Source organism: Neisseria sp. 74A18 (assembly GCF_001308005.1).
GTDB classification, from domain to species: Bacteria; Pseudomonadota; Gammaproteobacteria; order Burkholderiales; family Neisseriaceae; genus Neisseria; species Neisseria dumasiana.
On sequence record NZ_LGZA01000027.1, the window covers coordinates 14740 to 40547 of the forward strand.

Genomic DNA, 25808 nt, shown 5'->3' on the forward strand with positions numbered 1-25808 from the left:
GAAATAACCGGCTTCACAGGTTTGGCCAAATCCGCTAAAACGATTTGAATCACTGCTATATAACCGAATAACCGAGAACACCATGACCGATTACAGCAAAACCGTCAATCTTCACGAATCGCCTTTTCCCATGCGCGGCAATCTCGCCAAGCGCGAACCGGCGTGGGTAAAAGATTGGCAGGATCAGCAACGCTATCAAAAACTGCGCCAAAAAGCCCAAGGCCGCCCGAAATTCATTCTGCACGACGGCCCGCCCTATGCCAACGGCGACATCCACATCGGTCATGCCGTCAACAAAATTTTGAAAGACATCATCATCCGCAGCAAAACGCTGGCCGGCTTCGACGCACCTTATGTACCGGGCTGGGACTGCCACGGCCTGCCGATTGAAGTGATGGTGGAAAAACTGCACGGCAAAAACATGCCCGATGCGAAGTTCCGCGAACTGTGCCGCGAATATGCCGCCGAACAGATCGCCCGCCAGAAAAAAGACTTCATCCGCTTGGGCGTGCTGGGCGATTGGGGCAAACCTTACCTGACCATGGATTTCAAAACCGAAGCCGACACCGTGCGCACCCTCGGCGAAATTTACAAAGCCGGCTACCTCTACCGCGGCGAGAAGCCCGTGCAGTTTTGCTTGGACTGCGGCTCTTCGCTGGCCGAGGCCGAAGTGGAATATAAAGACAAAGTGTCGCCCGCCATCGACGTGGCCTACCCCTTCAAAGACAACGCCGCCCTTGCCCAAGCCTTCGGTTTGGATACCCTCGACGGCCAAGCCTTTGCCGTGATTTGGACAACCACGCCGTGGACATTGCCCGCCAGCCAAGCCGTGAGCGCAGGTGCTGATGTGGTTTACCGGCTGATCGACACGCCGAAAGGCAAACTTGTACTCGCCAAAGATTTGGCCGAAGAAGCATTGAAACGCTACGGCTTTTCAGACGGCCACACCCAAGTGCTGGCCGAAACCACCGGCGACAGGCTTGAAAACCTGCACATGAGCCATCCGTTTTTAGAGCGCGACATCCCCATGCTCAACGGCGAACACGTTACCACCGATGCCGGTACCGGCTTGGTGCACACCGCACCTTCGCACGGTTTGGAAGACTATTTCGTCTGCCTGAAATACAACATCACGCTCGATAACCCCGTTAACAGCGAAGGCCGCTACCGCAGCGATGTGCCGCGCGTGGCCGGCTTAACCGTGTGGGAAGCCAACGCCGTGATTATCGAATGGCTGCAAGAAGAAAACAGACTGCTTTCCCATGCCAAAATCGAACACAGCTACGCCCATTGCTGGCGGCACAAAACCCCGCTGATTTACCGCGCCACCGGCCAATGGTTTATCGGCATGGACAAAGCCGGAGCCAACGGCAAAACCCTGCGCAACAACGCGCTCAAAGCCGTGGACGATACCGAGTTTTTCCCCTCATGGGGCCGCGCCCGCCTGCAAGCCATGATTGAAGGCCGCCCCGACTGGGTGGTGTCGCGCCAACGCTATTGGGGCACGCCGATGACCTTCTTCGTGCATAAAGAAACCGGCGAACTGCACCCGCGTTCCGCCGAGCTTTTGGAAGAAGTGGCCAAACGCATCGAAGAAAAAGGCATCGAAGCATGGTTCTCGCTGGATGCCGCCGAACTCTTGGGCGCGGAAGCCGAGCAATACGAAAAACTCAAAGACACCATGGACGTATGGTTCGATTCCGGCAGCACCCACTTTTCTGTGCTGAAACAGCGCGACGAGCTGGCTTGGCCTGCCGACCTTTACCTCGAAGGCAGCGACCAGCACCGCGGCTGGTTCCAATCGTCCATGCTCACCGGCTGCGCATCGATGGGCCGCGCACCTTACAAACAACTGCTCACGCACGGTTTTGTGGTGGATCAAAACGGTAGAAAAATGTCCAAATCGCTGGGCAATGTTGTCGCTCCGCAAGAAGTGTATAACGAATTCGGTGCCGATATTCTGCGCTTGTGGACGGCCTCTACCGATTACAGCGGCGAATTGGCGATTTCCAAAGAAATCCTCAAACGCGTTACCGAAAGCTACCGCCGCATCCGCAACACCTTGAGCTTTTTGTTTGCCAACCTGAGCGATTTTCGCCCCATCGAGCACGCCGTGCCGCAAGACCAAATGGTGGAAATCGACCGCTACGCCTTGATTTTGGCACGCCAACTGCAAGAGCGTTTGGCCGGCGATTACTACCCGCGTTATGCCTTCCACTTCGCCGTGAAAGACATCGTGAGCTTCTGTTCGGAAGACTTGGGCGCGTTCTACCTCGATATCCTGAAAGACCGCCTCTACACCACCCACACCGACAGCCACGCCCGCCGCAGCGCACAAACCGCGCTTTATCACATTACCCGCAGCTTGGTATTGCTGATTTCGCCGATTCTCTGCTTCACCGCAGAAGAAGCGTGGGACATCATCGGCGGCGGCGAAGAAGACAGCGTGCTGTTCCACACATGGCACGAATTCCCGCCCATCAACGAAAAGAGCGAAGCCGAATTGGTGAAAAAATGGCAAGCCGTGCGCCAAGTGCGCGAAGCGGCCACCGCCGCCATCGAGCCGTTGCGCACCGATAAAACAGTCGGTTCTTCTTTGCAGGCCGAAGTCGAAATCACTGCTCCCGAAGATTTGGCAGGCTACCTGAAAATGCTTGGCGACGAATTGCGTTTCGTGTTGCTGGTGTCCAAAGCCACCGTTAGCAAAGGCGAAGAGTTGGCGGTAACGGCCAAAGTGAGCAGCGGCGAAAAATGCGAACGCTGCTGGCACTACACCAACGACATCGGCGCGGTTGCCGAACATCCCACCATCTGCAAACGCTGTGCCGACAATGTGGACGGCAAAGGCGAAGAACGCCACTATGCCTAAACCCCGCTGAATGGTTTAATCAGTAAGAGGCCGTCTGAAAACATGGTTTTCAGACGGCCTTGATGTTTTTATCTTGCAACAGTTTCAACCCGCCTTTGCAAACCGTTGCTTGGGCAAATTTACATGGGAAAACAATCTGCCGTGTAAGAATTTACCGTTGCGCGCGTCTGCTGTATAAAATCCCGATCAACAGGAGGAAATCATGAAAACCCCCAAACATACGGGCTGGAAAATTTTTGCCCTGATTGCCGCAATTGGTGCGGGCACGGCCGTTTTGCTGCCGCAAACGCAATCGGCAGCCGCTGCGCCCGTGCCGCAAGTTTTGTATAAGCTGCAAGACACTCAAGGCAAGCCCGCCGGAAACTATCTGCAAAAAGACAAGCCTACGTTGATTAAATTTTGGGCGAGTTGGTGTCCGCTGTGCCTTTCCGAGCTGGGGCATACCGAAGAATGGGCAAAAGACAGCCGTTTTCAGACGGCCAATCTGATTACCGTGGCCTCTCCCGGCTTTCTCGGCGAGAAAAAACCGGGCGAATTTCAGCAATGGTATGCCGGCCTGAACTACCCCAAGCTGCCGGTGATTGCGGATGACGGTGGTAAAATCGCCAAAAGCCTCAATATCGGTGTTTACCCCTCGTGGGCGGTGCTCAACAAAAAAGGCGAAGTCGCCCGCATTATCAAAGGCAGCATCAACGAAGCGCAGGCTTTGGCTCTGATCGATAACCCCGATGCCGACATAGGCCGTCTGAAAACCCAATTCTACAAACCCAGCGACAAGAAAAAGGAATCTGCCGTGATCAACACCAAAACCATTTATCTGGCCGGAGGCTGCTTTTGGGGCTTGGAAGCCTACTTCCAGCGCGTGCCCGGCGTAGTCGATGCCGTATCAGGATACGCCAACGGCAAAACCGACCACCCTTCTTATGAAGACGTGGTTTACCGCGATACCGGCCATGCCGAAACCGTAAAAGTAACCTACGATGCCGACAAACTCAGCCTCGACGATATCCTGCAATACTATTTCCGCGTAATTGACCCCACCAGCCTCAACAAACAAGGCAACGACCGCGGCACACAGTACCGTACCGGCGTTTACTATACCGATTCTGCCGAAAAAGCAGTGGTAGAAGCCGCCCTGAAAAAAGAGCAAACCAAATACAGCCTGCCGCTGGTTGTGGAAAACCTGCCGTTGAAGCATTTCTACGAAGCAGAGGAATACCATCAGGATTACCTGATTAAAAACCCCAACGGCTATTGCCATATCGATATCCGCAAAGCCGACGAGCCGCTGCCCGGAAAAAGCGCACCGAAAACCGAAAAAGGTTTTAATGCCGCCACCTACCGCAAACCGAGCGATGCCGAACTGAGACGCATATTAACCGACGAGCAATACCGCGTTACCCAGCAAAGCGGCACCGAATACGCCTTCAGCCACGAATACGACCATCTGTTCGACCCGGGTATTTACGTTGATGTGGTCAGCGGCGAACCCCTGTTCAGCTCCGCCGACAAATACAATTCCCACTGCGGCTGGCCGAGCTTTACCCGCCCGATCGAACAGGCTGCCGTTACCGAACACGACGACTTAAGCTACAACATGCGCCGCGTCGAAGTACGCAGCCGTGCCGCCGATTCGCACTTGGGCCATGTGTTCCCCGACGGCCCCAAAGACAAAGGCGGTTTGCGCTACTGCATCAACGGCGCCAGCCTGCGTTTCATTCCGCTGGATAAAATGGATGCCGAAGGTTACGGCCATCTGAAATCAAGCGTGAACCCTTGATAGATGTTTGAAAAACAGCAGGTTTGTTGATTCAAATGTGAAATACCGTTTCCTTCATCAAAAAAGGCAGTGTGCTGATGCATACTGCCTTTTCTGCGGGATTAAAGCGTATTGATATACAGTTAGAGACCTTTGCAAAACTCTCATCTGCGGCGCATTTCTGCGTTATGCGCTGCTCGCTCGTTTGCCTATCTATATGATATGTCTGCACTCGCTGTGCTGCTACGCCTTGAACTGCATCCACATCTGAGAGTTTTACAAAGGTCTCAGTTATTCAATCCCCGCCCATTTATGTGTTTGCACGCTCAATTGCCAATGCACGGGGGCATCGGAGCGGCTGTTGAGCAGACCGATTTGGCGGATGGTATCGTAAATGTTCATTTCGCCGTTTTGCTCGCAGGGCGAGAGATAGTAATGCTTGGCACGGATTTTTTGTTCCATACGTTCGCAAAACGCCAGTACGTCGCCGTCGGCGACGATGCGTACTTCGTCGGCGGTTGCGATGCACTGCTTTTCGTATTTTTCGGCGTAGCAGGCTTTGGGACTGGTGGCGACAAAATCAATCTGTGGCGGCGCAGGGTTGAGACCGTTGGTTTCGATGCAGAGCGTGTAGCCTTCGGTTTTCAGTGCATCGAGCAGAATATCGACGTGCGGCTGAATGGTGGGTTCGCCGCCGGTGATGATGATGTTGCGGGCTGTGTAGCTTTTCAGACGGCCTAAAATATCCTGCAAACTCATCATGTTGAATGTGAGGTAATCGGTGTCGCACCATGAGCAGGCGAGGTTGCATTTGCCGAGGCGGATGAACACTGCGGGCATACCGGTGTTGTAGCCTTCCCCTTGCAGGCTTTCAAAAATTTCAACGATGCGGTATTGCGGGTTTTCGGGGCGGATTTTGGTCATGGCGTTATTCCCCTTCGTATTCCGCGCAAGACGTGGGCGTTTCCCACAAGCGGATCAGGCTTACGGGCAGGCCGGCGGTTTTCAGACGGCCGAATATTTCCACCGTCATGTTTTCGGCGGTGGTGCGGAAACCGAGCCGCAGGGTTTTCATGTTCCAGCTTTCGAGCAGGGCGGCGATTTGGCTTTCGCGCGGGTTGTTGCCGTTGTAGATAAAGGCGTGGTCGAACGGCTCGATAATGGTGCGTTTGACGATGGTTTTGAGGTCGGAGAAGTCCATGACCATACCGTCTTTTGCGCCGCCTTGAATGAGGCCGTCTGAAACCGTGACTTCGAGTTTATAGGTGTGGCCGTGCAGGTTTTGGCATTTGCCGTCGTGTCCGTCGAGCATGTGCGACGAATCGAATGTGAAGATTTTGGTGATTTTCATGGTAGGTCAGGTTCGAGGTTCAGGCCGTCTGAAACTCTTTTCAGACGGCCTTTTTTGTTTTAGGAAGATAAGATGGTCAGCGTGAAGCGAGATATTCCGCCAGCCCGCGTTCGCGCAGCACGCAGCTCGGGCATTCGCCACAGCCGCCTTCCACGCCGTGATAGCAGGTGTGGGTGTGTTGGCGGATGTAGTCGAGGCAGCCCAAGCGGTCGGCCAACGCCCATGTTTGCGCTTTGGTGAGATACATCAGCGGCGTGTGGATTTGAAAGGCGTAGTCCATCGCCAGATTGAGCGTTACGTTCATCGATTTCACGAATATGTCGCGGCAGTCGGGATAGCCCGAAAAGTCGGTTTCGCATACGCCCACGATAATGTGCTTGATGTTTTGGCTTTTGGCGTAAATGGCGGCGTAGAGCAGAAAAAGCGCATTGCGGCCGTCGACAAAAGTATTCGGCACGCCGTTTGAGGCCGTCTGAATTTCGGCGGTGTCGTCCATTAAAGCGTTGTGGGTGATTTGCTGCATCAGGCTTAAATCAAGCACGGTTTGCGCGATGCCTAAATCTTCGGCAATCCAACGGGCGCGTTCCAGCTCGATGGCGTGGCGTTGCCCGTATTGAAACGTGATGGCCTGCACATTTTCGCGGCTATAGGTTTGAACCGCCTGAATCAGGCAGGTAGTGGAATCTTGGCCGCCTGAAAAGACGACCAGTGCTTTTTCGTTTTGCATTTGGGTTCCTAGTTTTGGTATCGCGGGAGGATTTCGAACCGCGTGGAAACAAACGCGTGATTATACAGCAAAAGCTCTAGGGCCGTCTGAACACAGGCTTGCCGGATTATTTCTCCGGTGTGTAAAGCCCGCAGCAACGGGCTTAACCATAGGTTCAGACGGCCTCAATAAGAAAGAAGCAAAAACCGGTCATACGCCTGTTGGTTCTTGGTGTAAGAATATTTTTGAATTAAATTTTCTTTAAAAACATAAATATAAAAATTTTTTTGTGTATTTTTCCAATAGGTTGTAAGTTTTCATTTATTGCTCCGTCATTTTATCTGCAAGGCGGGCGGATGTGTCCGGCAAGTGTTGAAGGCTGAGCAACGCCTTACCGTTTACTGCCGTGCCGTTATATCCGGCTGCCATTACCGGTTGTCTACTCAAACAAAACTAAAGGAATATAAAATGAAAAAACAATCATTCAATACTTTACTTTCATTGACTGCGGCAGCAGTGTTGACTGTTTTTGCAGGGCAGGCACATGCTGAAAACGGTGTAGATTTGGCTAAACAAGTGGAGCAAAATAAAAAATTAATCCAAGATAACGGGCAAGAGATTGCAGAAGTACTTGCAAAGTTTGGCTTGCACAAAAATCTTATTGATGACCATGCTAATCTCATAACAAAAGGCCAACAAGATCGTCAACAGCTGACTCAAAAAAATACTCAACAGGATGAGCAAATCAAAAAGATTGAAGATAATTATGCCAATTTAGCTTCAAAAGTAGGATTAAACCTCGGCTATATTCAAACCCTTGAGAAACAACATAAAGAACAGGAAACAAACATCAATGGCATTAAGGCAGATTTACAAAAAGTAAAAACGAATGATGCAAAGATCAACCAACTCGCGGCTGATACTCAAAAAGCACGCACAGAGTTTGAAATACTGAAAAATGAGGCGCAACAAGTTAAAGAAGCTACTATTGCACTTAGAGATACAACAGTTGCCGCAAACACAACAACTATTGCAGCCAATAAGTCGGATATTGCCAATGTCAAAGCCGATTTGAAAAAAGCACAAGAGACTATTGCTAAGAATGATGAAACGTTAAAAAGCCAAATCCTAAGAATTAACCGTAATACAGTTCAAATCGATACGTTTACCAATGATTTGGCCGTTCAGGGAGAGGCACTTAAAAGCCATAATGAGAAATTAGGTAATTTGGATAAGGCTTCTACAAAACATGGGGCAGATATTGGCAAACTGCAAGCAGGTGCGGCTGATCAGGCTAAACAAATCCAAGAGAATAAAGATGCTATTGCACGTATTTCTCTCGGTAAAGGTGTAGATCCTAAAAAAGTGGAACAAATCGACAAGAATGCTGCAAACATCAAGAGCAATGCCGAAGAAATCAAACGCAATACAAACAGAATCACCGAAGTGAACAATGCGGTGGATGCGAACAGAGCTCGAATCGCCGCCAACGAAGCAGGTATTGCTACCAACAAAAAAGACATTGCCGCAAATAAAGCCGATATCGCCACCAACAAGGCAGGCATTGCAGCAAACAAAGCCGACATTGCCACCAACAAAGCAGGCATTGCAGCAAACAAAGCCGACATTGCCACCAACAAAGCAGGCATTGCCGCCAACAAAGCCGATATTGCCACCAACAAAGCAGGCATTGCAGCAAACAAAACCGATATCGCTGCCAACAAAGCCGGTATCGCAGAGAACAAATCAAGAATTTCTGCCAACGTAGAAGCGATTAACCGCTTGAACCAAAGCAGAGCATTGGATCAAAAGCGTTTGGACGGCGTTCAAGCTCAAGCAGCCCAAAACAGCAAAAAAATCCAACAGTTAGACAGAAAAGTTAAAGATTTGGATAAAGAAGTGCGCCGTGGTTTTGCCACACAAGCAGCATTGGGCGGTTTGTTTCAACCCTACAACGTAGGCAAACTGAACGTATCTGCGGCAGTAGGCGGCTACCGTTCTGAAACCGCTGTTGCCGTAGGTACAGGCTACCGCTTCAACGAACACTTCGCTACCAAAGCGGGCGTATCGTTCAACCCGAAAGGTGGTCACACTGCTTATAACGTGGGCGTGAACTTCGAGTGGTAATCTCTTTGAAAACGGTATAAATGGCCAAAGAAGCCGCCAACGGCAACACGAGCGGCTTCTGCAAACACTACGGGGGAACAGCCGGAGCGGGTAAAACCGTTCCGGCTGTTTTTCATTTGATTGGTTATATCGGTAAAAGGCCGAGACCTTTGCAAAACCTCCATCTGCGGCGCATTTCTGCGTTGTGCGCTGCTCGCTCGTTTGCCTATCTATATGATATGTCTGCACTCGCTGTGCTGCTACGCCTTGAACTGTATTCACATCTGGGGGTTTTGCAAAGGTCTCAGGCCGTCTGAAAAAAGTTTTTCAGACGGCCTGAATTTAAACTGCATCGCCATTCGGCAATGCTGCCAAAAGTTTGGTATGGCTATTTAGAGAAAAAGCGGTTTAACGCTGTGATTCGATAAAGGCTTCCACTTGGGCGGCATCGGTTAATGCGCTGCATACCGCTTCTTTATTAATGCGTTTGGCCAGCCCTGCCAACACTTTGCCGGGGCCGCATTCAGCGGATTGGGTAATGCCTTCCGCTACCAATGTGTTAACGGTTTCCGTCCAGCGCACGGGGCTGTAAAGCTGGCGCACCAAAGCGTCTTTGATTTTATCGGGATCGTTATAAGAGGCAACATCGGCATTGTGGATAACGCGTATTTGCGGTGGTTTGATGTCGATATTTTTCAAGGCTTCGGCCAATTTTTCGGCGGCGGGTTTCATCAGGCTGCAATGCGAAGGCACGGATACCGGCAGGGGCAGGGCACGCTTTGCGCCTTTTTCTTTGGCCAAATTCATAGCGCATTCGACTGCGGCGGCAGAGCCGGCAATCACCACTTGACCGGGCGAGTTGAAGTTTACGGCTTCAACCACCTCGCCTTGTGCGGCTTCAGAGCACACTTGGCGCACAACTTCATCGTCCAGACCCAAAATGGCGGCCATTGCGCCTTCGCCTTGCGGCACGGCACTTTGCATCAATTCTGCCCGCAAGCGCACCAGTTTGACGGCATCGGCAAAATCCAATGCACCTGCGGCTACCAAAGCGGTGTATTCACCGAGGCTGTGGCCGGCTACCGCATCGGGTGTTTTGCCGCCGGCTTCAAGATAAGCGCGGTAAGTGGCTATGCCTGCCGCAAGCATAAGCGGTTGGGTATTAACGGTTTCGTTGATGGCGGCGGCATCTTCGCCGTTCATCATGGCCCACAAATCTTGGCCGAGGGCGGCAGAGGCTTCATGAAAGGTGGCTTTTACTGCGGCTGTGCCTTCAAAGCCGTTCATCATGCCGAGGCTTTGCGAGCCTTGGCCGGGAAAGAAAAATGCAAAAGACATGATATTCCTTTTGGCGTTAACTTTTTAAGAATAAGGCAACGGGATTGTCGCAGTAATGTATCAGCAGGCCGTAGGTTATGGCAATATTTATGGCTACGGTAATCCAGAAAATGCGGATAAAAGAGGCTTTGCCGGTTTTGTGGTTGTATGCGCCGCGTGCAAACAAGGCTCCGGGCCAACCGCCGAGCAGGCCGATTTGGTGCAGTTTTTTTTCAGGCACGCGCCCGAGATAACCTTGTTTTTTATGTGATTGGGTTACTGCGGTTTGTTTGTCGCTGCGGTAAAGCCAAAAGGCTGCTGCGCTGGTCAGGCAGTAAAAAGCTGCCACGATGGGTGAAAAATAGGCCACTCCGAAAAGATAGAGGCTGCCAAACAGGCCGTAACACAAAAGTTTGCGCATATTGAGGTTGAATTCGTGGTAATCGTAGGGGCGTTCGGAAAACAGCGAGGCTTCGTGTCCGCTCAATACCACCCGCATCGCCCGCTGCGGTTCGCTGCCTACCGGCCGGTTGCAGTAAAAACTGACTTTTTGGTCGGTGCGGGGGCGTTGCGACATATAGTGGAATGCGGAAATATGAAAGAAAACATTTTGCCGGTTTTCGGTGGCGATAAAGCCGTAACCTTTTTCATCGTTCCAGCGCGCGATGGTGCCGCCCAGCACCCGGTTTGCGGGCAGGGCTGCCGGCAGCTCGGTGTTTTGCGCTTCGAGTGTGGTATTTTTGGCCCAACGAGGCGGCGGGGGCGGCGGTGCCGGAATATCTTCCGGAATCGGTATGTCGGGCAGGGGGGCCGGCGTTTTTTCGATGATATCGACTTCTACCAGCAGCCATTGGCCGTTGCTGTGTTTGACCAGACGGCCTTCGAGTGTTTCGCCGTTTTCGGGGATGCGGGTTTGATCGTTGAGAAACTGCCCCAAAACGAAAATGGGCGAGTTGCGTTGCACATGGTGTATGCCGTAGCCGCCGTTTTGCTGGTAATTCCAATCGCTCAGGGTAATTTCTATCCGTTCGTTTTCCGCTAGGGGCGGCAGCAGGGTAGCGTTTTCTGCGCATAAACGGTTTCTGCCGTCTTCGTGCAGGCTGAAACTGATGCGGTCGCCGCTTTTAGGGATGCGGTAATTCGGGGTTAACGAATACGCTTCAAGCAAGATGCGTTGTGTGCCGTGGTCGTCGGATAATACCGAGCCGCGTTGGAGATCGGTAAACCAGTGGGTTACCGTGCCGTAATGTATTTGTTTGTCCATTTTTTATTCTGTGTGAGTAAGGAGCTTCCCCTGCTCCTGATTAAAGGCCGTCTGAAAAATTATTTTTTTGTAGCCGGTTGGTGCCGAAGCCGATTATATAAGCTGCTGTTGCGCTTGTGTGTTTGTTTGGATTCGGTTGCCGGAATTCAGACGGCCCGTATTTAGGCGATTAGTATTTCAATAATACTGCTCCCCATGCGAATCCGCCGCCGATACCTTCCAGCAGCAGGTGTTGCCCGCGACGGATTTGCCCGTTGCGGATGCCGTGATCCAAAGCCAAAGGAATGGATGCGGCGGAAGTGTTGCCGTGCTCTTGCACGGTTAGGATCACTTTGTCCATGCTCAGCCCTAAATGCTTGGCCGTGCTGTCGATGATGCGCTTGTTGGCTTGGTGCGGCACGAGCCAGTCGATTTGTTGCGGGGTGTAGCCTGCTTCTTTGATAACATCGTCTGCCACTTTGGCCAGCATTTTAACGGCGAATTTGAATACGCCGGGGCCGTCCATTGTCAGAAACGGCGTGCCGCATACTTGGCCGTTCATCACTTGGCCGGGCGTTTTGAGCAAATCGATATAATTACCGTCGGCTTGCAGCTTGCTGTGGATGATGCCCGGTTCGTCCGACGCGCCGAGTACGACTGCGCCGGCACCGTCGCCGAACAGCACGCAAGTGGTTCGGTCTTCCCAGTTCATAATGCGGCTGAATGTTTCGGCACCGATAACCAACACTTTTTCGGCCATGCCGCTTTTGATGTAGGCATTGGCGGTGGTTAAGGCATACATAAAGCCCGCGCACACGGCTTGAACGTCGAAAGCGGGGCAGCCGGTTGAGCCGATGCCGAGCTTTTGTTGGACGATGGTGGCGGTGGAAGGAAAAATCATATCGGGTGTTGAGGTTGCCACGATAATCAAATCAATTTCGTCGGCGGCAACACCCGCATCTTGCAGCGCACGGCGTGCGGCGGCAACGGCCAAATCGCTGGTTTTTTCGTGTTCGTCGGCGATATGGCGGAATTTGATACCGGTGCGGGTGGTAATCCACTCGTCGGATGTATCTACTTTTTTGGCTAAATCATCATTGCTTACGCGGTTGGCGGGCAGGTAGCTGCCTGTTCCGAGAATTTTGGCATACTGCATGGTATCGCCTTTGTGATGGTTTTTGAATAAAGGGTATTGTAAGGGAATACGCCTGATTTTCCTAACACTATAACGATGAAAACCAATCTTTTCGGCTATGTGGTTTGGCGGCGGCAGAAGGCGGCGGGTTGCTTAAATTGCTGAAACGGTAGCGGAATCGGCTTTTGTTGCAAGTGAATGCTTGAATGTTAACCTTTCGTATGGATTATTCATTTTCACAACGGTTGTTATGTGTTTTTCAGACGGCCGCAGATGTGTGCAAATTTGCTGCCTGCTTACGGTGCATTGAAAGCTGATTCACGGTTTGGCTGCGTCTTGAATAAATAGCGTTGAATAAATAGGCTTGAAAAAATAAAAGAATAAAAGCTTTGCCGCAAAGTAAAAAAGGCGGCTTTGAATATTCAAAGCCGCCTGAAAAATAATGGTCGGAATGAGAGGATTCGAACCTCCGACCCCTTCGTCCCGAACGAAGTGCGCTACCGGGCTGCGCTACATTCCGAATAAGCGGCAGATTATAGGCAAAGAATGTGTGCTTGGCAAGCAAACAAGCAAAAGTTATGCCGCGTGCAAGATGAAAATGGTCGGGCGCTTTTTCAAATCGGGCAGGGCGGGGAGTTTTCTCCAATCGGCAACAGGTTTGCTGATGATGCTTTGTGTGGGTAAGGTTAAGTCGCTGGCCGTGCACAAACGCGTTGCGGGAGCAAGTGTGGCAACAACGTCTTCCAGCATTGCGGTATTGCGGTAGGGTGTTTCGATGAATATTTGGGTTTCGTTGTGCTTGCGGGAATGTTGTTCCAGTGTTTTCAATGATTGGATGCGCGCGGTTTTTTCAGACGGCAGATAACCCTTAAAAGCGAAACTCTGGCCGTTTGCTCCCGAAGCCATCAGGGCAAGCAGCAGGCTGGAAGGGCCGACAAGCGGGCGGACTTCAAACCCGTGGGCGTGGGCAAGGGCAACAAGGTCGGCACCGGGGTCGGCTATGGCAGGGCAGCCCGCTTCGCTGACTATGCCCATACTGCGGCCTTCATGCAAAGGTTTGAGTAGCTCGGGGAGTGTTGCCGGCGGGGTGTGCTCGTTGAGTGCCTGCAAATTAAGCTCGCGAATCGGCGTGCTGACGCCCAAATGCTTGAGATGGGTGCGGGCGGTTTTTTCGGCTTCCACAACGAAATCCGTCAGGCCGGTAATTTGAGCCTGTTCATGCGGCAGAAGGCAAGGTGTGTCGGGTGTGCCCAGCGGTGTGGGAATCAGATAAAGAATAGGTTGCATAATGATGTCGGGCAAAATGGTTTGTATGTTAAAAATACGGGTGGTTTGGGCAGGCCGTCTGAAACATTAATAACACTTACAAAACAATTTTCAGACGGCCTTATAGAACTAATCGCGTGCTTTAAAGCACGTTGAAACCTTCTACCTCCAAAAAATCAATCAGCTTGAAGACAGGTAAGCCGATTAAGGCGTTCGGGTCTGTGCTGTCGACGCGTTCCAACAAGGCCGCGCCCAACCCTTCGCTTTTGGCAGCACCGGCGCAAAACACAGCATCCGGTTCGCGTTCGATGTAGCGGCTGATTTGCGCGGATGTGAGCTCACGCATAGCAACCACGGTTTTGTCGACATGTGTTTGCAGGTTGCCCGAAAATGTGTTCAGCAAACAAACCGCGCTATAAAATTCAATGTTTTTGCCGCTTAAAGATAACAGCATATGTTGTGCGTTTGCTACGTTCATCGGTTTGCCCAACTGAGTGCCGTTACACCATGCCACTTGGTCTGCGCCGATGATCAAGGCTTCGGGAAATCGGGCGGCAAGCGAATGCGCTTTGCCCACGGCCAAACGCAATGCGGTCTCTTCGGCCGTTTCGTTTTGCGAAGGCGTTTCATCGTAATCGGGCGGGGCCGTCTGAAAATCAATGCCCAAGCGTTGAAGTTGGGCTTGGCGGAATGCCGAGCTTGAGCCTAAAATAAGCGGCAAACGAGTATTCATAGCTGCAATAAAATCGTTGACGTTAAACCTTTTAAATTATATCATATCCCGTTTATGTCAGACCTTAATTTGATTGACCCCGCAGCTTTCGCCGCAGAAAAGCAGAGTTTGCAAGGCAGATTTTTGCTTAGCCAGTTGGACGAACGCGTTTGGTCGCACGAATATTTTGCCGACAAACAGTCTGAGGTTTCGTTTACGCTGCAAGGCGGGCAAGACCGCTTGCAGCGTTTGTTTCTCGATTTGAGCGTAACCGGAAACCTTCCTTTGGTTTGCCAACGCTGCATCAAACCGATGGCATTCGAGCTGAAAGAAAACAGCCGCATCGTTTTGTTTGATGATGAAGCCGTTTTGGACGAAGCCATGCTTTCCGATGAAGAGCTGGAAGGAATGGTGGCAGAAAGCGAAATCGACGTGCGCGTTTTGGTGGAAGACCAAATCCTGATGGCACTGCCGTTTTCGCCCCGTCACGAATCGTGCGGCAATACCGCTCTTGAAGAGGTTAATCAGGACAAACCCAATCCGTTTGCCGTTTTGGCAGGGCTGAAAAGCAGCCGCTAACCGGTTTTAGTTTTATATATTTTTAGGAGCTTGAAATGGCCGTTCAACAAAATAAAAAATCTCCCTCAAAACGCGGTATGCACCGTTCGCATGATGCGTTGACTGCACCTGCCCTGTCTGTAGACAGTGCCACCGGTGAAGTGCACCGCCCGCACCACATTTCTCCCAACGGTATGTACCGTGGCCGTAAAGTGGTAAAAGCCAAAGGCGAATAATTTTTCCGCCTCTGCTGATGAAGAGAAAGCCAGAAAATTGCCCGTAAACTGCAATTGCTGGCTTTTTTGCGTTAACTGCCGCAAGTTGGGCAGCAAAGGCCGTTTGAACGGCTTTTAAAGCCTGATTTGCCGGGCTTGGTGGTGTTTTGAATAATGAAAAAGAAAATCTGGTATACATACGATGATGTCCACCGCGTCATCAAACAACTGGCCGACAAAGTTAAAGCATCGGGTGTTCGATATGATGCAATGATTGCTATCGGCGGCGGCGGGTTTATTCCTGCAAGAATCTTGCGCTGTTTTTTGAATATTCCCATTTATGCCGTTACCACCGCTTATTACGATGGCGAGCATACGGGCCAAGTAACCGACGGTGTTAAAAAAATCCAATGGCTGGATCCTTTGCCCGAAACCTTAAAAGGCAAAAACGTATTGGTGGTGGATGAAGTGGACGACAGCCGGGTTACTTTGGAATTCTGTCTCAACGAGTTGGCCAAAGAAAATTTCGGCACAATCGGCATTGCCGTTCTGCATGAGAAAATCAAAGAAAAGAAAGGCCGGTTGCCGCAGGGTATGCCTTATTTCAGCGGTATCACCGTGCAAGATTGGTGGATTAATTATCCTTGGGATGCCGAAGATATCGACGAGCATAACCGTTTGGCCGATCAGTCGACCATTGATTAAGTTTAGATAAAAGTCCGGCGTTGGGCGTTGTTATATAGTCAAGCGGCGCATTCATAAAAAAACAAGGCTCAGCAATGCAGCGGTAAAAGTTAAGTCTGTTGGCTATCGGCGGTTGATGTGAGACAGGCCGCTTGTTTGCCGGAGCCGATGAATAAAGAAATATCGCCGCTCGAAATAAAATAGATTGATTTGAAGATGGCGTTGAATGATTCGGGCTGTGCCGGATAGTATTTTTTCAGACGGCCTAGCCGGATGATGAGGCCGTCTGAAAACATTGCAGGGGTTGCCGTGCGCGCGCAGGAGGATCTGATCAAATACCTGCCGTTGCCGGTATTTTGAGCGTGTTATCGTGAGTATGCTGGCGGTTGTATCGTCAAGCCACTTATTTTTAATATAAGGCAGCAAGCCGCAGACAGTACAAGCAGTAGAGAGCAGATTCTGTTGCCGCTTCAGTGGCTTACGCAATCGTTCTCTTTGAGATAAGGCGTAGCAACGCCGTAGTAAAAATAAGTGGCTTGACTATATATGCGGTTTTACCGGAAAGCCGATTCAGCTTTACTAGATAAGTTAAACGGTACGCGTTTAGGGAACACGGAGAATATTTATGATTACTTTGGCAGTAGATGCTATGGGCGGAGATGCGGGTTTGGATGTTACCGTGCCCGGTGCCGTAGCTTTTCTTAAGCAGCAGAGTAATGTGCATCTGATTATGGTAGGCGATGAGCCTGCTTTGAAATCTGCATTGGCGGCCGCGCAGGCGCCGATGGATAGGATTACCGTCCATCATTCCACTCAGGTTGTGGAAATGGACGAACCGCCGCAGTTGGCATTGAAAAATAAAAAAGATTCTTCTATGCGTGTGGCGATTAACCAAGTTAAAGAAGGGCATGCCCAAGCCGCCGTGTCGGCAGGTAATACGGGCGCATTAATGGCTACGGCACGTTTTGTGCTGAAAACCATTCCGGGTATTGAGCGTCCGGCGATTGCCAAGTTTTTGCCGTCGGCTTCGGAACATGTCACTTTGATGTTGGATTTGGGTGCCAATGTAGACTGTTCGGCCGAGCAGTTGATGCAATTTGCCGTTATCGGCAGCGAGCTTTATCAGGCGCTTTATCCTGAAAAAGGAAACCCTAAGGTGGGCTTGCTGAATGTGGGGACGGAAGAGATTAAAGGCACCGACACGGTTAAGCAGACTTTCAAGCTGCTGAGTGAAAGCAATTTAAACTTTATCGGCAATGTGGAAGGTAATACGGTATTCACCGGCAAAGTGGATGTGATTGTGGCCGACGGTTTTGTCGGAAATATCGTGCTGAAAACCATTGAGGGTGCGGTTAAGTTTATGGGCGGCGCCATCAAACAGGAGTTTAAAGCCAACTTGTTTACCAAAGCGGCGGCATTGGTTTCCATGCCTGCTTTGAAAGGGTTTAAAAACAAGTTTGATCCGCGCCGGTTCAACGGGGCGATTTTTCTCGGTTTGCGCGGTGTGGTTGTGAAAAGCCACGGCGGCACGGATTCTGTGGGTTTCGCCTTCGCTCTTGAGGAAGCCTATCACGAAGCACATGCGGCCAGCTTGACCAAAATAGAGCAGGGTGTGGCATCGCAGCTTGCCGTGCTGGCTGAGAAACAGTTGGAAAGCGAACATGCCGCGATGGCGGATAACTTGGGTTGATTACGATGGTTTATAAAAAAGCAGATGTTGAAACATCTGCTTTTTTATTTTAGGCTGAGACCTTTGCAAAACCCCCAGATGCGGATGCAGTTCAAGGCGTAGCAGCACAGCGAGTGCAGACATATCATATAGATAGGCAAGCGAGCGAGCAGCGCACAACGCAGAAATGCGCCGCAGATGGGGGTTTTGCAAAGGTTCTAGGCCGTCTGAATAGAAAGCCACAGATAGTGTCCGGCAATGGCCAAAAACCATATCAAACCGATACGGTTGTTTTCTAGAAAAGTACGGAAAGACAACCAGCAATCACGCGTTTTGATTTGTTTGTATTGTTTGTATTGCCAGTAAATGCTGATGGGCAAGGCTATCCAGAAAGGCCATGTGGCCTGAATCTGCAAGCCGAGTATGGTCATCAATACGGTAAACCAAAAGTGGCAGATCATGATGGCGGAAATATCGTTATCTCCGAATGTGATGGCAGAGGTGCGGATGCCGATTTTTAAGTCGTCTTCTTTATCGGCCATGGCATAGATGGTGTCGTAGGCCAAAGTCCATAATACATTGGCGGTAAAAATCAACCAGGCTAGGGGGGGAACGGTTTCGTTAACGGCGGCAAATGCCATGGGGATGCCGAATGAAAAGGCTAATCCTAAATAAAATTGGGGAAGTGGGAAAAAGCGTTTGGTAAACGGGTAGGTTACGGCTAAAAACAAAGCCGGAAGGCTCATCAGCCATGTGAGGCGGTTGAGGGGAAGCAGGCAGAGTGCTGCCAGCAGGCAGAGGATGAGTGCCAACAAAATGGCTTCTTCGGTAGAAACCAAACCTTTGGCAAACGGGCGGTTTTTGGTGCGCTCTACCGAGCCGTCAAATTTGCGGTCGGCAAAATCGTTAACAACGCACCCTGCGCTGCGCATCAAAAAAGTGCCCACGGCAAAGGCAATCAAAATAGTGAAGTCGGGTATGCCTTCGGATGCAATCCACAAAGCCCATAAGGTCGGCCACAACAGCAGTAAAGTGCCGATGGGTTTTTCTATCCGCATCAGCCTGCTGTAAATCACCAGTCTGCCCACCACATAGCGGGGTAGGAATGTTAAGAGTAATCGTTTTATGTTCATGTGCAATATTTACTTTATTTATTGATGGCTTGTAAATACAGAAAGCCGTCTGTTTCCAAACGGCTTGTGTTGCGCTGTTTCACAAAGTAATTATAGACCAGATTATGAAAATGCTCACATCCTTAAACAAAACTTTTCAGCCCGGGCAGGAAGTATTCGGTTAAGCCCAATATTTCCCGCTGCCAGCTGAAAAACGAACGGCGTGCCGCAAAGGCCGCGCCGTCGAAGCCGTGTAGTGTGCGGTCGGGCTGGACGGCGGCGTATTCGAAACAGGAGCGGGTAAGCGGCAGGGAGCCGTCAAACAGTTTTTCACCCAACGGGCGTGTGCCGCAATCGAGAAGGCCGCGCCAGTTGCCGGCATCACTTTTGCACATGCTGCGCGCCCATACGACCGGTATGCCGTTCAAGCACAATAAAACATCGCGGGCAAACCATGAGTCTGCTCCGTCGGATATGAGGTCGTCTGAAAAGGCTTGGTCGAAGCTGTGTTCCCCCAAATGCAGCAGGCGTACGGAAAAATCGGAATGAATGCTGCGTAGCGCGGTGGTGAGCGACTGCGCCTGCATAAGGGCGGCGGCATGGTCTGAAACGCTGTGTAAAACGGTTTGCGGCAGTTCGGGCTGCCAGATCATATTGTTGTTCATATGGTTTGCGATAGCGTGATGGTTGTTCGGCTTGCGGGTTTTCTGCGGAAATTGAGAAGTTAAGCAGGTTCGGCCATGCTCAAAGCCTGTTGGATATCCACCGCCACAATCCGCGATACGCCTTTTTCCTGCATGGTAACGCCGATAAGCTGCTCGGCCATTTCCATGGTAAGGCGGTTGTGCGAGATGTAGAGAAACTGGGTTTGCGCCGACATTTCTTTCACCAGATTGCAGAAGCGGCCGGTGTTGGCATCGTCGAGCGGTGCGTCCACTTCATCGAGCAGGCAGAAGGGGGCGGGGTTGAGGCTGAACAGGGCAAACACCAAACTCATGGCGGTGAGGGCTTTTTCGCCGCCGCTCAAGAGGTGGATGGTGCTGTTTTTCTTGCCGGGCGGGCGGGCCATGATGGATACGCCGGAAGTGAGCAGGTCGTCGCCGATCATGTGTAATTTGGCTTCGCCGCCGCCGAATAGGGTGGGGAAGAAGGTTTGTACTTTCTCGTTAACGGCATCGAAGGTTTCTTTAAACCGCGATTTGGTTTTGTTGTCGATTTGTTCGATGGCTTCTTCGAGCAGGTTGATAGCGGCCTGCACGTCTTCGCTTTGGCCGCGGTAGTAGCCGTCGCGTTCGCGGGCTTCTTCCAACTCTTGCAGGGCGGCGAGGTTGACGGCACCGAGGGCTTCGATTTGTTGGGCGAGGCTGCCGATGTCGCTGTTGAGGTTTTTTAAGCTGCCGGACGCAGCAGCCAGCGATTCGAGTGCGTCGAAATCGGCTTGGCGTTCGGCAAGATTTTGATGGAAGCGTTTGGCGTTCAGCAGGGCTTCTTGTTGTTGCAGCAAAGCGGTTTGGGTGGCGGCCTGCAATTGCGGCAGTTTGGCCGACAGGGTTTGCTGGCGGGCGTATTGTTCGCGGCCTTTTGTTTGGGTGGCGGCGAGTTGCTCCTGCATGGCGGCGTATTGCTCGTCGAGGGTTTGTACGGATTCGCTCAGTTCGCTGAGTTTGGCGTGCTGTTCGTCGTTTTGGGTTTCGGTTTCGTAGGCGAGTGCCAGTTCGGATTGGCGTTCCTGCCAATCTAAGGTTTGCTGTTCAAGCTGGGCAAGCTGCTGCTGGAAGTGCTGTTTTTGTTGCTGGAGTTTGTGCACGGCCACTTCTGCCAAACCGTATTGGCGGTTGGCTTCGAGCAGGGCAAGTTGGGCTTGTTTCAGACGGCCTTGTTGTTCTTGGCGGCTGCCGCCGGTGTTTTGCTGCTGGTGTTCGAGTTCGGCTGCGGCTTCGGTGAGCGTGGTGATGTCGTCTTCGAGGCCGTCTGAAGTTTGTTCGAGAATGATTTGTTCTTCTTCGAGTTGCGCCAGTTCGCGTTCGATGTGTTCGCGGCGGATTTGACCCTGATTGGTGCGGGCGAGCAGTTCGGCGGCGCGGTTTTGTGCCGCTTGGTATTGCTGGCTGTGCTGTTTTTGCTGCTGTTGCAGGTTTTTATGGTGTTGTTCGGCAGCGTTTAAGGCGTTTTGGGTTTGGGCGGACTGTTGCTCGGCGGTGGCCAGTTGGGGGGTGATTTGTTCCAGTTCGGCGGTTAATTCGTCCAAACGGGCTTTGCGCGCCATCAGGTTGTCTTGTGCGGCTTGGGCGTACAGCACTACGCTGATGCGGTCGATTTGATGGCCTTCGGGGGTTAGCCAGATTTGGTTGTTTTGCAAGTCGGCTTGATGCGCGAGTGCGTAATCCAAATCGGGCGCGCATAAAACGCCGTCCAGCCAATGATGTAAGGCCGTCTGAAAAGGAGCTTTGGCTTGAATTTGGTTTAGCAGCGCCTGAGCGGGCAGGGTTTTCTTGAGGCCGCCTGAAAGGTTGTCGTGAAGCCAGGCGGCACGGCCTTCGGGAAACGGCGACGGCAGGCTGAACGAAGGCGGTACGGCGCGGGCGTGCAGCCGTTCGGCCAAAATAACGCTTAAGGCGTGCTGCCAGTCGGCAGGGGCGGTGATGTGCTGCCACAGTTGGGGGGCTTCGGCTGCGGAGGTGTGTTGCCAAAAATCGGTTTGGGCGGCTTCGTCTTGGGCGAGCAGTTGTGCCAATGCCTGCTGTTGCGCTTGCAGGGTGATGTGTTGTTGCTCTAGGTTTTGCCGGTGTTGTGAGGCCGTCTGAAACTGTTCGCGCAGATGATTGAGCTGTTCTTCGGCGGCGAGAATCTGTTCTTCGTAATGTTCTTGTTGGCTTTGCAGCAAGGCGGCCTGCTCTTGTGCGGCGGCGGTTTCGCTGTCATCGGGCAGGTTGAGTGCTTGGCTTTCCTGTTTCAGACGGCCTCTGCGTGCTTCATGCTGTTGCAGGGTTTGCTGCGAATGGGCGAGTTGCTGCTGTTTCAAGGCCAGCTCGCGTTTGATGCGGTTGTGTTCGTCTTGCTGGTTTTGATAGGCGGTGTTGAGTGCCGACTGTGCTTCTTCGAGTTCGGGCAGGCGTTCTTCGTATTCGGCAACCTGCATGGCCAGTGCGGCCAGTTCGGCTTGTTTGTCTTCTATATGAATGTCGGCTTCTTCAAGCTGTATACGGATTTCCTGCTGTTCTTGATGGATGCGCGAAAGCTGCACTTGTGCGGCGGCTTTGTCGCGCTCGATACGTTGGTGCAGGGTTTGCTGGTGGCGGATTTGTTCTTCCAAGCGGGCAATCTGTTCGCGCAATACGCCGCGCTGGTTGCTGATGTCGTGCACGCTCTGTTGCTGTGCCTGCTCGGTGGCTTGCAGGGTATGGATTTCTTCGGTTAGGGCTTGAACTTGGGCGGCTGTTTCGTCTTGCTGTTGTTGGAAGGTTTGATGTTGCACGGTGGCTTTGTCGGCGGTAGCCAGCGATTGCTGCCATTGCACGTAGTCGAGCAAGTCCTGCTGTTGCGAAAGCTGGCGGGTGAGCGTTTGATAGCGCTCGGCAGTTTCGGCCTGTTTTTCCAGTTTTTCCACTTGGCGGGCGAGTTCGCTTTGTAAATCAGACAATCGTTGCAGATGCTCGCGGGTGTCTTTCAGACGGCCTTCCGTTTCTTTACGGCGTTCTTTGTATTTGGATACGCCCGCCGCTTCTTCTATATAAGCCCGCAATTCTTCCGGCCGCGCTTCGATGATGCGCGAAATCATGCCTTGTTCAATCACGGCATATCCGCGCGCGCCCACGCCCGTTCCTAAAAATAAATCGGTAATGTCGCGGCGGCGCACCACTTGGTTGTTAATAAAGTAAGTGGATTCGCCTTGCCGCGTAAGCTGCCGCTTGATACTCACTTCCGCATATTGCCCCCATGCGCCCTGCAAGCTGTGATCGCTGTTGTCGAACACCAATTCCACCGAAGCGCGCGGAGCGGGGCGGCGGGTGGCGGCACCGTTGAAAATCACGTCCTGCATGCTCTCGCCGCGAAGCTGTTTGGCAGAAGCTTCGCCCAATACCCAGCGCACGGCATCAATCACGTTTGATTTGCCGCAGCCGTTCGGCCCGATAACGGCAACGAGCTGTCCGGGCACATGAATGGTTGTGGGGTCGGTAAACGATTTGAAGCCGGCAAGTTTGATATGGGTAAGGCGCATAAAGTGGAAAAGTTGAAGCGTGAAAGGCCGTATTTTAACGGAAATTGCAAAGCTGATGTGCTAAAGGCCGGAAAGTTGCAGGAATACTTAAAGCCGGAAAAATGAAAGGTGTGTTGCAAAAAGGATAATTACCTTATTTATTATGTTGTTTTTATCAAAATATTTTAAATGATTAAAATTAGGTTGTTTAAATTCAACTTATTAACGTTTTCTGCTAAAAAGTTATTAAATGTTAAGGCGAATACAATGGGATACCTGTTATCCGTAAAAAAATACCGTTGGTATTCTGATATGAAAAAGCACAGTTGATGCGTATATCATCTTATTATTGCCATGTACTATGTCATGTGGAAAATCATTAGCCAGATTCTAATTATAGTTGGAAATATTTAAATATAACGAACGGCATCTATTGTGCAGATGCATTATCGAAAGTCAGGAGTTTTGAATTATGTTTCAGTATCGTAAATTATTGTGGATGTTATTGCCGCTCACAGCAGTAGGATGTGCCCATCAGCACAGAGAAAGCTGGGTGGGTACTAAAGAAGCCGCATACAGCACTTCCGTGCCGGACAACCGCTCTTCCGTGGTGGTTTACCGCCAAGCCGACGCGATTGCAGGCCCGACCGTCAATATTTACGTTAACGGACAATATTCAGGCTCGCTGCAACCCAATGCTTACCGTCAGGAAACCGTATGTGCGCAAAACCAGCGTTTCCATGCGGAGTTCACCAAGCGGGATGAAGGTTACCGTCACAAATTAAATTCAGGCGACTACTACAACCTGCCTGAAGCCGCCGTTTCTTTTTTCAAAATTGTCGATGACGGAGCAGGTAATCCGGTGCTGCAAGCCGTATCACCCGAGCAGGCCGCCGTTGAAATGAAGGGCATTCCCCGCCAAAACCACACCCTTTCGCGTGTTTCAAGTGCACAACAATGTGCAACCGTATTGAAAAAATACGATTTGCAAGCCGCAACTCTGTTTGCTTTCAACCGTTCAGATTATGCCAGCATGCTGCCCAAAGGCAAACAGGAAATTGCCGAAATTTCCAATGAAATCAGACAACATCCCGATTTGGTGCGCAGCGTGGTTGTGGTAGGTCATACAGATCCGTCCGGCAAACCGGAATATAACCAAAAACTGTCGGTTGAACGTGCGGAAACCGTTAAACGCGTTTTGGCGGAAAGCGGCTTAGACAACAGATTAATCACAGCAGAAGGCCGCGGTGAGCGCGAATTATTGGTAGAAGATTGCCGCGCCAAGCACCCGACCGATGCGAATGCACGCAAACAATGCGACCAACCTAACCGTCGCGTCGAAGTGATTCTGCACGGCGAAAAAAAATAAATTAAATCTAAAAAATAAAGGTGAATAATATGTCTAAAAACATTACGTTAAAAATTAACAATGCCAAAGAAACTGTGGAAACAGTCAAGTTTCAGACGGCCTCGGGCGAAGTTTTGCGCATTCCTGCGCAAGCCGATGTGAACTATCAATTTGTCGATGAGATGACCCAGTTCGCTCCTGAAAACATCATGACTAAGCGCGTGGGTGACAATCTGGAAATTGCGTTTGAAGGCAGCGAAATCCAAAATCCGGATTTGATTTTAGAAGGTTACTATTCAAGCGAAACAGGCGCATCGAAAAGCAGCTTGCTGGTCGGCGAGCACGAAAACGGAAATGTTTATCCTTATGTTCCCGAAAGCACGGAAACTTCTGATGCGGTAACGATGCTGGCCGAAGAAGTTCAGGCCGGTCAGGCTTTGGGCGGTGAGATTATCAGCGCAATGTGGCTGCCAAATCCCTTGTGGCTGTTGGCCGCTCTGCCTTTGGGCGGTTTGGCCGCTTTGGGTGCAAATGATGACGACGCTCCGCGTGATCCGGCTATTTCGGTTAATGCCCCCGACAATACAACCGATAACACCCCTGAAATAACAGGTAATGTAGCCTTTGCCGAGCCGGGAAGCATTGTAACGGTTGTGTTAACCGACAGCCAAGGCAATACCCAAACCGTTTCTACCATTATCGGAGAAACCGGCTTTTATTCCGTAGAACCGCAAGCACCTTTGGCCGACGGAGAGTATCTCGCTACCGCTACTGTGCAGACGTCTTCCGGCAAGTCAGCTACTGCAACCGACCCGGGCAGCATTGATACAACCGCTAAAATTACCGTTGATGCGCCCGATGCAAGCGTTGATACTACACCTACCATCACCGGTTCTGTAAAAGATGTGGAAGAAGGTCAAATCGTTACTATCGTGGTAACAGATGCCAACGGAAAAGTACAAACCCTAACTACCACCGTTCAAGCTGACGGACGTTACAGTATCGATGTTCCCGAAGCATTGCCCGATGGAAAATATACCGTAACAGCAACCGTTAAAGACAAATTGGGTAATGAAGGTACTGCCCAAGATAACGGTTCTATCGACACTACCGCGCCGATGATCAGCGTAGACGCACCGGACAACAGCAAAGACAACACCCCGACGATTACGGGCAAAACCGATGCTCCGGCCGGTTCCGTGGTAACCGTAGTGGTGACCGACGCCAAGGGCAACACCCAAACTGTGACGACTACCGTTAAAGGTAATGGCAGCTACGGTGTAGACGTGCCGAACGCATTGCCCGACGGTAACTACACGGCGGAAGCCAAAGTCAAAGATCCGTCCGGTAACGAAGGCAAAGCCGCCGACAAAGGTTCGGTGGACACCCAAGCCGCCATTACCGTAGACGCACCGGCACTGAGCAGCGACAACACCCCGACCATCACCGGCACCACCACCGACGTGGAAGAAGGCCAAGTGGTGACTTTGGTGGTAACCGATGCCAAAGGCAATACCCAAACCGTCACCACCACCGTTCAGAAAGACGGCGGTTACAGCG

At 51.3% G+C, this 25808-nt stretch carries 23 protein-coding genes, 1 tRNA gene and 1 pseudogene; 11 read left to right on the plus strand and 14 right to left on the minus strand.

The features are described from left to right. The first annotated feature begins 82 nt into the window (after positions 1-82). The 3 genes and pseudogenes from ileS to AKG43_RS13665 all read left to right on the plus strand — a co-directional run. Positions 83-2869: an isoleucine--tRNA ligase gene (gene ileS, locus AKG43_RS08845; protein ID WP_054600210.1), complete on the plus strand. Its 2787-nt coding sequence runs from the start codon at positions 83-85 to the stop codon at positions 2867-2869. Positions 2870-3071: 202 nt separating this feature from the next. Beyond that, entirely contained in the window at positions 3072-4649 is a 1578-nt protein-coding gene (msrAB, locus tag AKG43_RS08850; protein WP_082403042.1) for a bifunctional peptide-methionine (S)-S-oxide reductase MsrA/peptide-methionine (R)-S-oxide reductase MsrB, read from the plus strand. A 132-nt stretch (positions 4650-4781) separates the two neighbouring features. Then, positions 4782-4919 (plus strand): annotated as a pseudogene (locus tag AKG43_RS13665) (lipoprotein signal peptidase); the annotation flags it as partial. Here the strand turns inward: AKG43_RS13665 and AKG43_RS08855 are convergent. The 3 genes from AKG43_RS08855 to queC all read right to left on the minus strand — a co-directional run bounded on the left by AKG43_RS08855 (position 4920) and on the right by queC (position 6706). Then, positions 4920-5552, minus strand: coding sequence for a 7-carboxy-7-deazaguanine synthase QueE (locus AKG43_RS08855; protein WP_054600211.1), 633 nt, complete (start codon positions 5550-5552; stop codon positions 4920-4922). Between the two features lie 4 nt (positions 5553-5556). Continuing rightward, on the minus strand, positions 5557-5979 hold the full coding sequence (gene queD / locus AKG43_RS08860; RefSeq protein WP_054600212.1) for a 6-carboxytetrahydropterin synthase QueD: 423 nt from the start codon (positions 5977-5979) through the stop codon (positions 5557-5559). A gap of 76 nt (positions 5980-6055) precedes the next feature. Further along, entirely contained in the window at positions 6056-6706 is a 651-nt protein-coding gene (gene queC, locus AKG43_RS08865) for a 7-cyano-7-deazaguanine synthase QueC (protein WP_054600213.1), read from the minus strand. 447 nt (positions 6707-7153) lie between these two features. On the opposite strand from queC, the gene AKG43_RS08870 reads away from it, so the two are divergent. Both AKG43_RS08870 and AKG43_RS12410 read left to right on the plus strand, forming a co-directional pair. Continuing rightward, positions 7154-8812, plus strand: a complete 1659-nt coding sequence (locus AKG43_RS08870) for a YadA-like family protein (protein WP_054600214.1) — start codon at positions 7154-7156, stop codon at positions 8810-8812. A 119-nt stretch (positions 8813-8931) separates the two neighbouring features. Continuing rightward, a complete protein-coding gene (locus AKG43_RS12410) occupies positions 8932-9108 on the plus strand; it encodes a lipoprotein signal peptidase (RefSeq protein WP_369799574.1) in 177 nt (58 codons plus the stop codon). Positions 9109-9199: 91 nt separating this feature from the next. Here AKG43_RS12410 and fabD read toward each other — a convergent pair whose 3' ends face one another. From fabD to AKG43_RS08905, 6 genes are all read right to left on the minus strand, one after another. Then, entirely contained in the window at positions 9200-10129 is a 930-nt protein-coding gene (fabD, locus tag AKG43_RS08880) for an ACP S-malonyltransferase (RefSeq protein WP_054600216.1), read from the minus strand. Between the two features lie 16 nt (positions 10130-10145). Next, positions 10146-11372: a DUF1294 domain-containing protein gene (locus AKG43_RS08885; RefSeq protein ID WP_054600217.1), complete on the minus strand. Its 1227-nt coding sequence runs from the start codon at positions 11370-11372 to the stop codon at positions 10146-10148. 169 nt (positions 11373-11541) lie between these two features. Then, the gene (locus AKG43_RS08890) at positions 11542-12507 is read right to left on the minus strand and encodes a beta-ketoacyl-ACP synthase III (RefSeq protein WP_054600218.1); all 966 of its coding nucleotides are present in this window, start codon (positions 12505-12507) and stop codon (positions 11542-11544) included. A 422-nt stretch (positions 12508-12929) separates the two neighbouring features. Beyond that, a tRNA-Pro gene (locus AKG43_RS08895) sits at positions 12930-13006 on the minus strand. A 56-nt stretch (positions 13007-13062) separates the two neighbouring features. Next, a complete protein-coding gene (locus tag AKG43_RS08900; RefSeq protein ID WP_054600219.1) occupies positions 13063-13773 on the minus strand; it encodes an SAM-dependent methyltransferase in 711 nt (236 codons plus the stop codon). 121 nt (positions 13774-13894) lie between these two features. Then, a complete protein-coding gene (locus AKG43_RS08905) occupies positions 13895-14485 on the minus strand; it encodes a nucleoside triphosphate pyrophosphatase (protein WP_054600220.1) in 591 nt (196 codons plus the stop codon). Between the two features lie 54 nt (positions 14486-14539). Here AKG43_RS08905 and AKG43_RS08910 point away from each other — a divergent pair, with 54 nt between their 5' ends. From AKG43_RS08910 to AKG43_RS08920, 3 genes are all read left to right on the plus strand, one after another. Beyond that, on the plus strand, positions 14540-15043 hold the full coding sequence (locus tag AKG43_RS08910) for a DUF177 domain-containing protein (protein WP_054600221.1): 504 nt from the start codon (positions 14540-14542) through the stop codon (positions 15041-15043). Positions 15044-15078: 35 nt separating this feature from the next. Continuing rightward, positions 15079-15258, plus strand: coding sequence for a 50S ribosomal protein L32 (gene rpmF / locus AKG43_RS08915; RefSeq protein WP_004283533.1), 180 nt, complete (start codon positions 15079-15081; stop codon positions 15256-15258). Positions 15259-15411: 153 nt separating this feature from the next. Then, a complete protein-coding gene (locus tag AKG43_RS08920) occupies positions 15412-15942 on the plus strand; it encodes a phosphoribosyltransferase (protein ID WP_054600222.1) in 531 nt (176 codons plus the stop codon). An 89-nt stretch (positions 15943-16031) separates the two neighbouring features. Here the strand turns inward: AKG43_RS08920 and AKG43_RS08925 are convergent, their stop codons facing one another. Further along, positions 16032-16256 (minus strand): hypothetical protein, encoded by a 225-nt coding sequence (locus AKG43_RS08925; protein WP_156300649.1) that lies wholly within the window; start codon positions 16254-16256, stop codon positions 16032-16034. Between the two features lie 290 nt (positions 16257-16546). Between AKG43_RS08925 and plsX the strand changes: the two genes are divergently transcribed. Further along, complete coding sequence (gene plsX / locus AKG43_RS08930) at positions 16547-17611, plus strand: phosphate acyltransferase PlsX (RefSeq protein WP_054600224.1); 1065 nt, start codon at positions 16547-16549, stop codon at positions 17609-17611. Here plsX and AKG43_RS13355 read toward each other — a convergent pair whose 3' ends face one another. The 4 genes from AKG43_RS13355 to smc form a co-directional block, all read right to left on the minus strand. Then, positions 17612-17803: a lipoprotein signal peptidase gene (locus tag AKG43_RS13355; protein WP_231718144.1), complete on the minus strand. Its 192-nt coding sequence runs from the start codon at positions 17801-17803 to the stop codon at positions 17612-17614. Positions 17804-17808: 5 nt separating this feature from the next. Then, complete coding sequence (ubiA, locus tag AKG43_RS08935; protein ID WP_054600225.1) at positions 17809-18723, minus strand: 4-hydroxybenzoate octaprenyltransferase; 915 nt, start codon at positions 18721-18723, stop codon at positions 17809-17811. A 122-nt stretch (positions 18724-18845) separates the two neighbouring features. Next, positions 18846-19367: a chorismate lyase gene (locus AKG43_RS08940; protein WP_054600226.1), complete on the minus strand. Its 522-nt coding sequence runs from the start codon at positions 19365-19367 to the stop codon at positions 18846-18848. A gap of 59 nt (positions 19368-19426) precedes the next feature. Further along, complete coding sequence (gene smc / locus AKG43_RS08945; protein WP_054600227.1) at positions 19427-22921, minus strand: chromosome segregation protein SMC; 3495 nt, start codon at positions 22919-22921, stop codon at positions 19427-19429. A 451-nt stretch (positions 22922-23372) separates the two neighbouring features. Here smc and AKG43_RS08950 point away from each other — a divergent pair, with 451 nt between their 5' ends. Together AKG43_RS08950 and AKG43_RS08955 are read left to right on the plus strand one after the other, a co-directional pair. Beyond that, a complete protein-coding gene (locus AKG43_RS08950) occupies positions 23373-24269 on the plus strand; it encodes an OmpA family protein (RefSeq protein ID WP_054600228.1) in 897 nt (298 codons plus the stop codon). A 29-nt stretch (positions 24270-24298) separates the two neighbouring features. After that, a partial coding sequence (locus AKG43_RS08955; RefSeq protein WP_197273138.1) for an Ig-like domain-containing protein occupies positions 24299-25808 on the plus strand: 1510 nt, incomplete at its 3' end.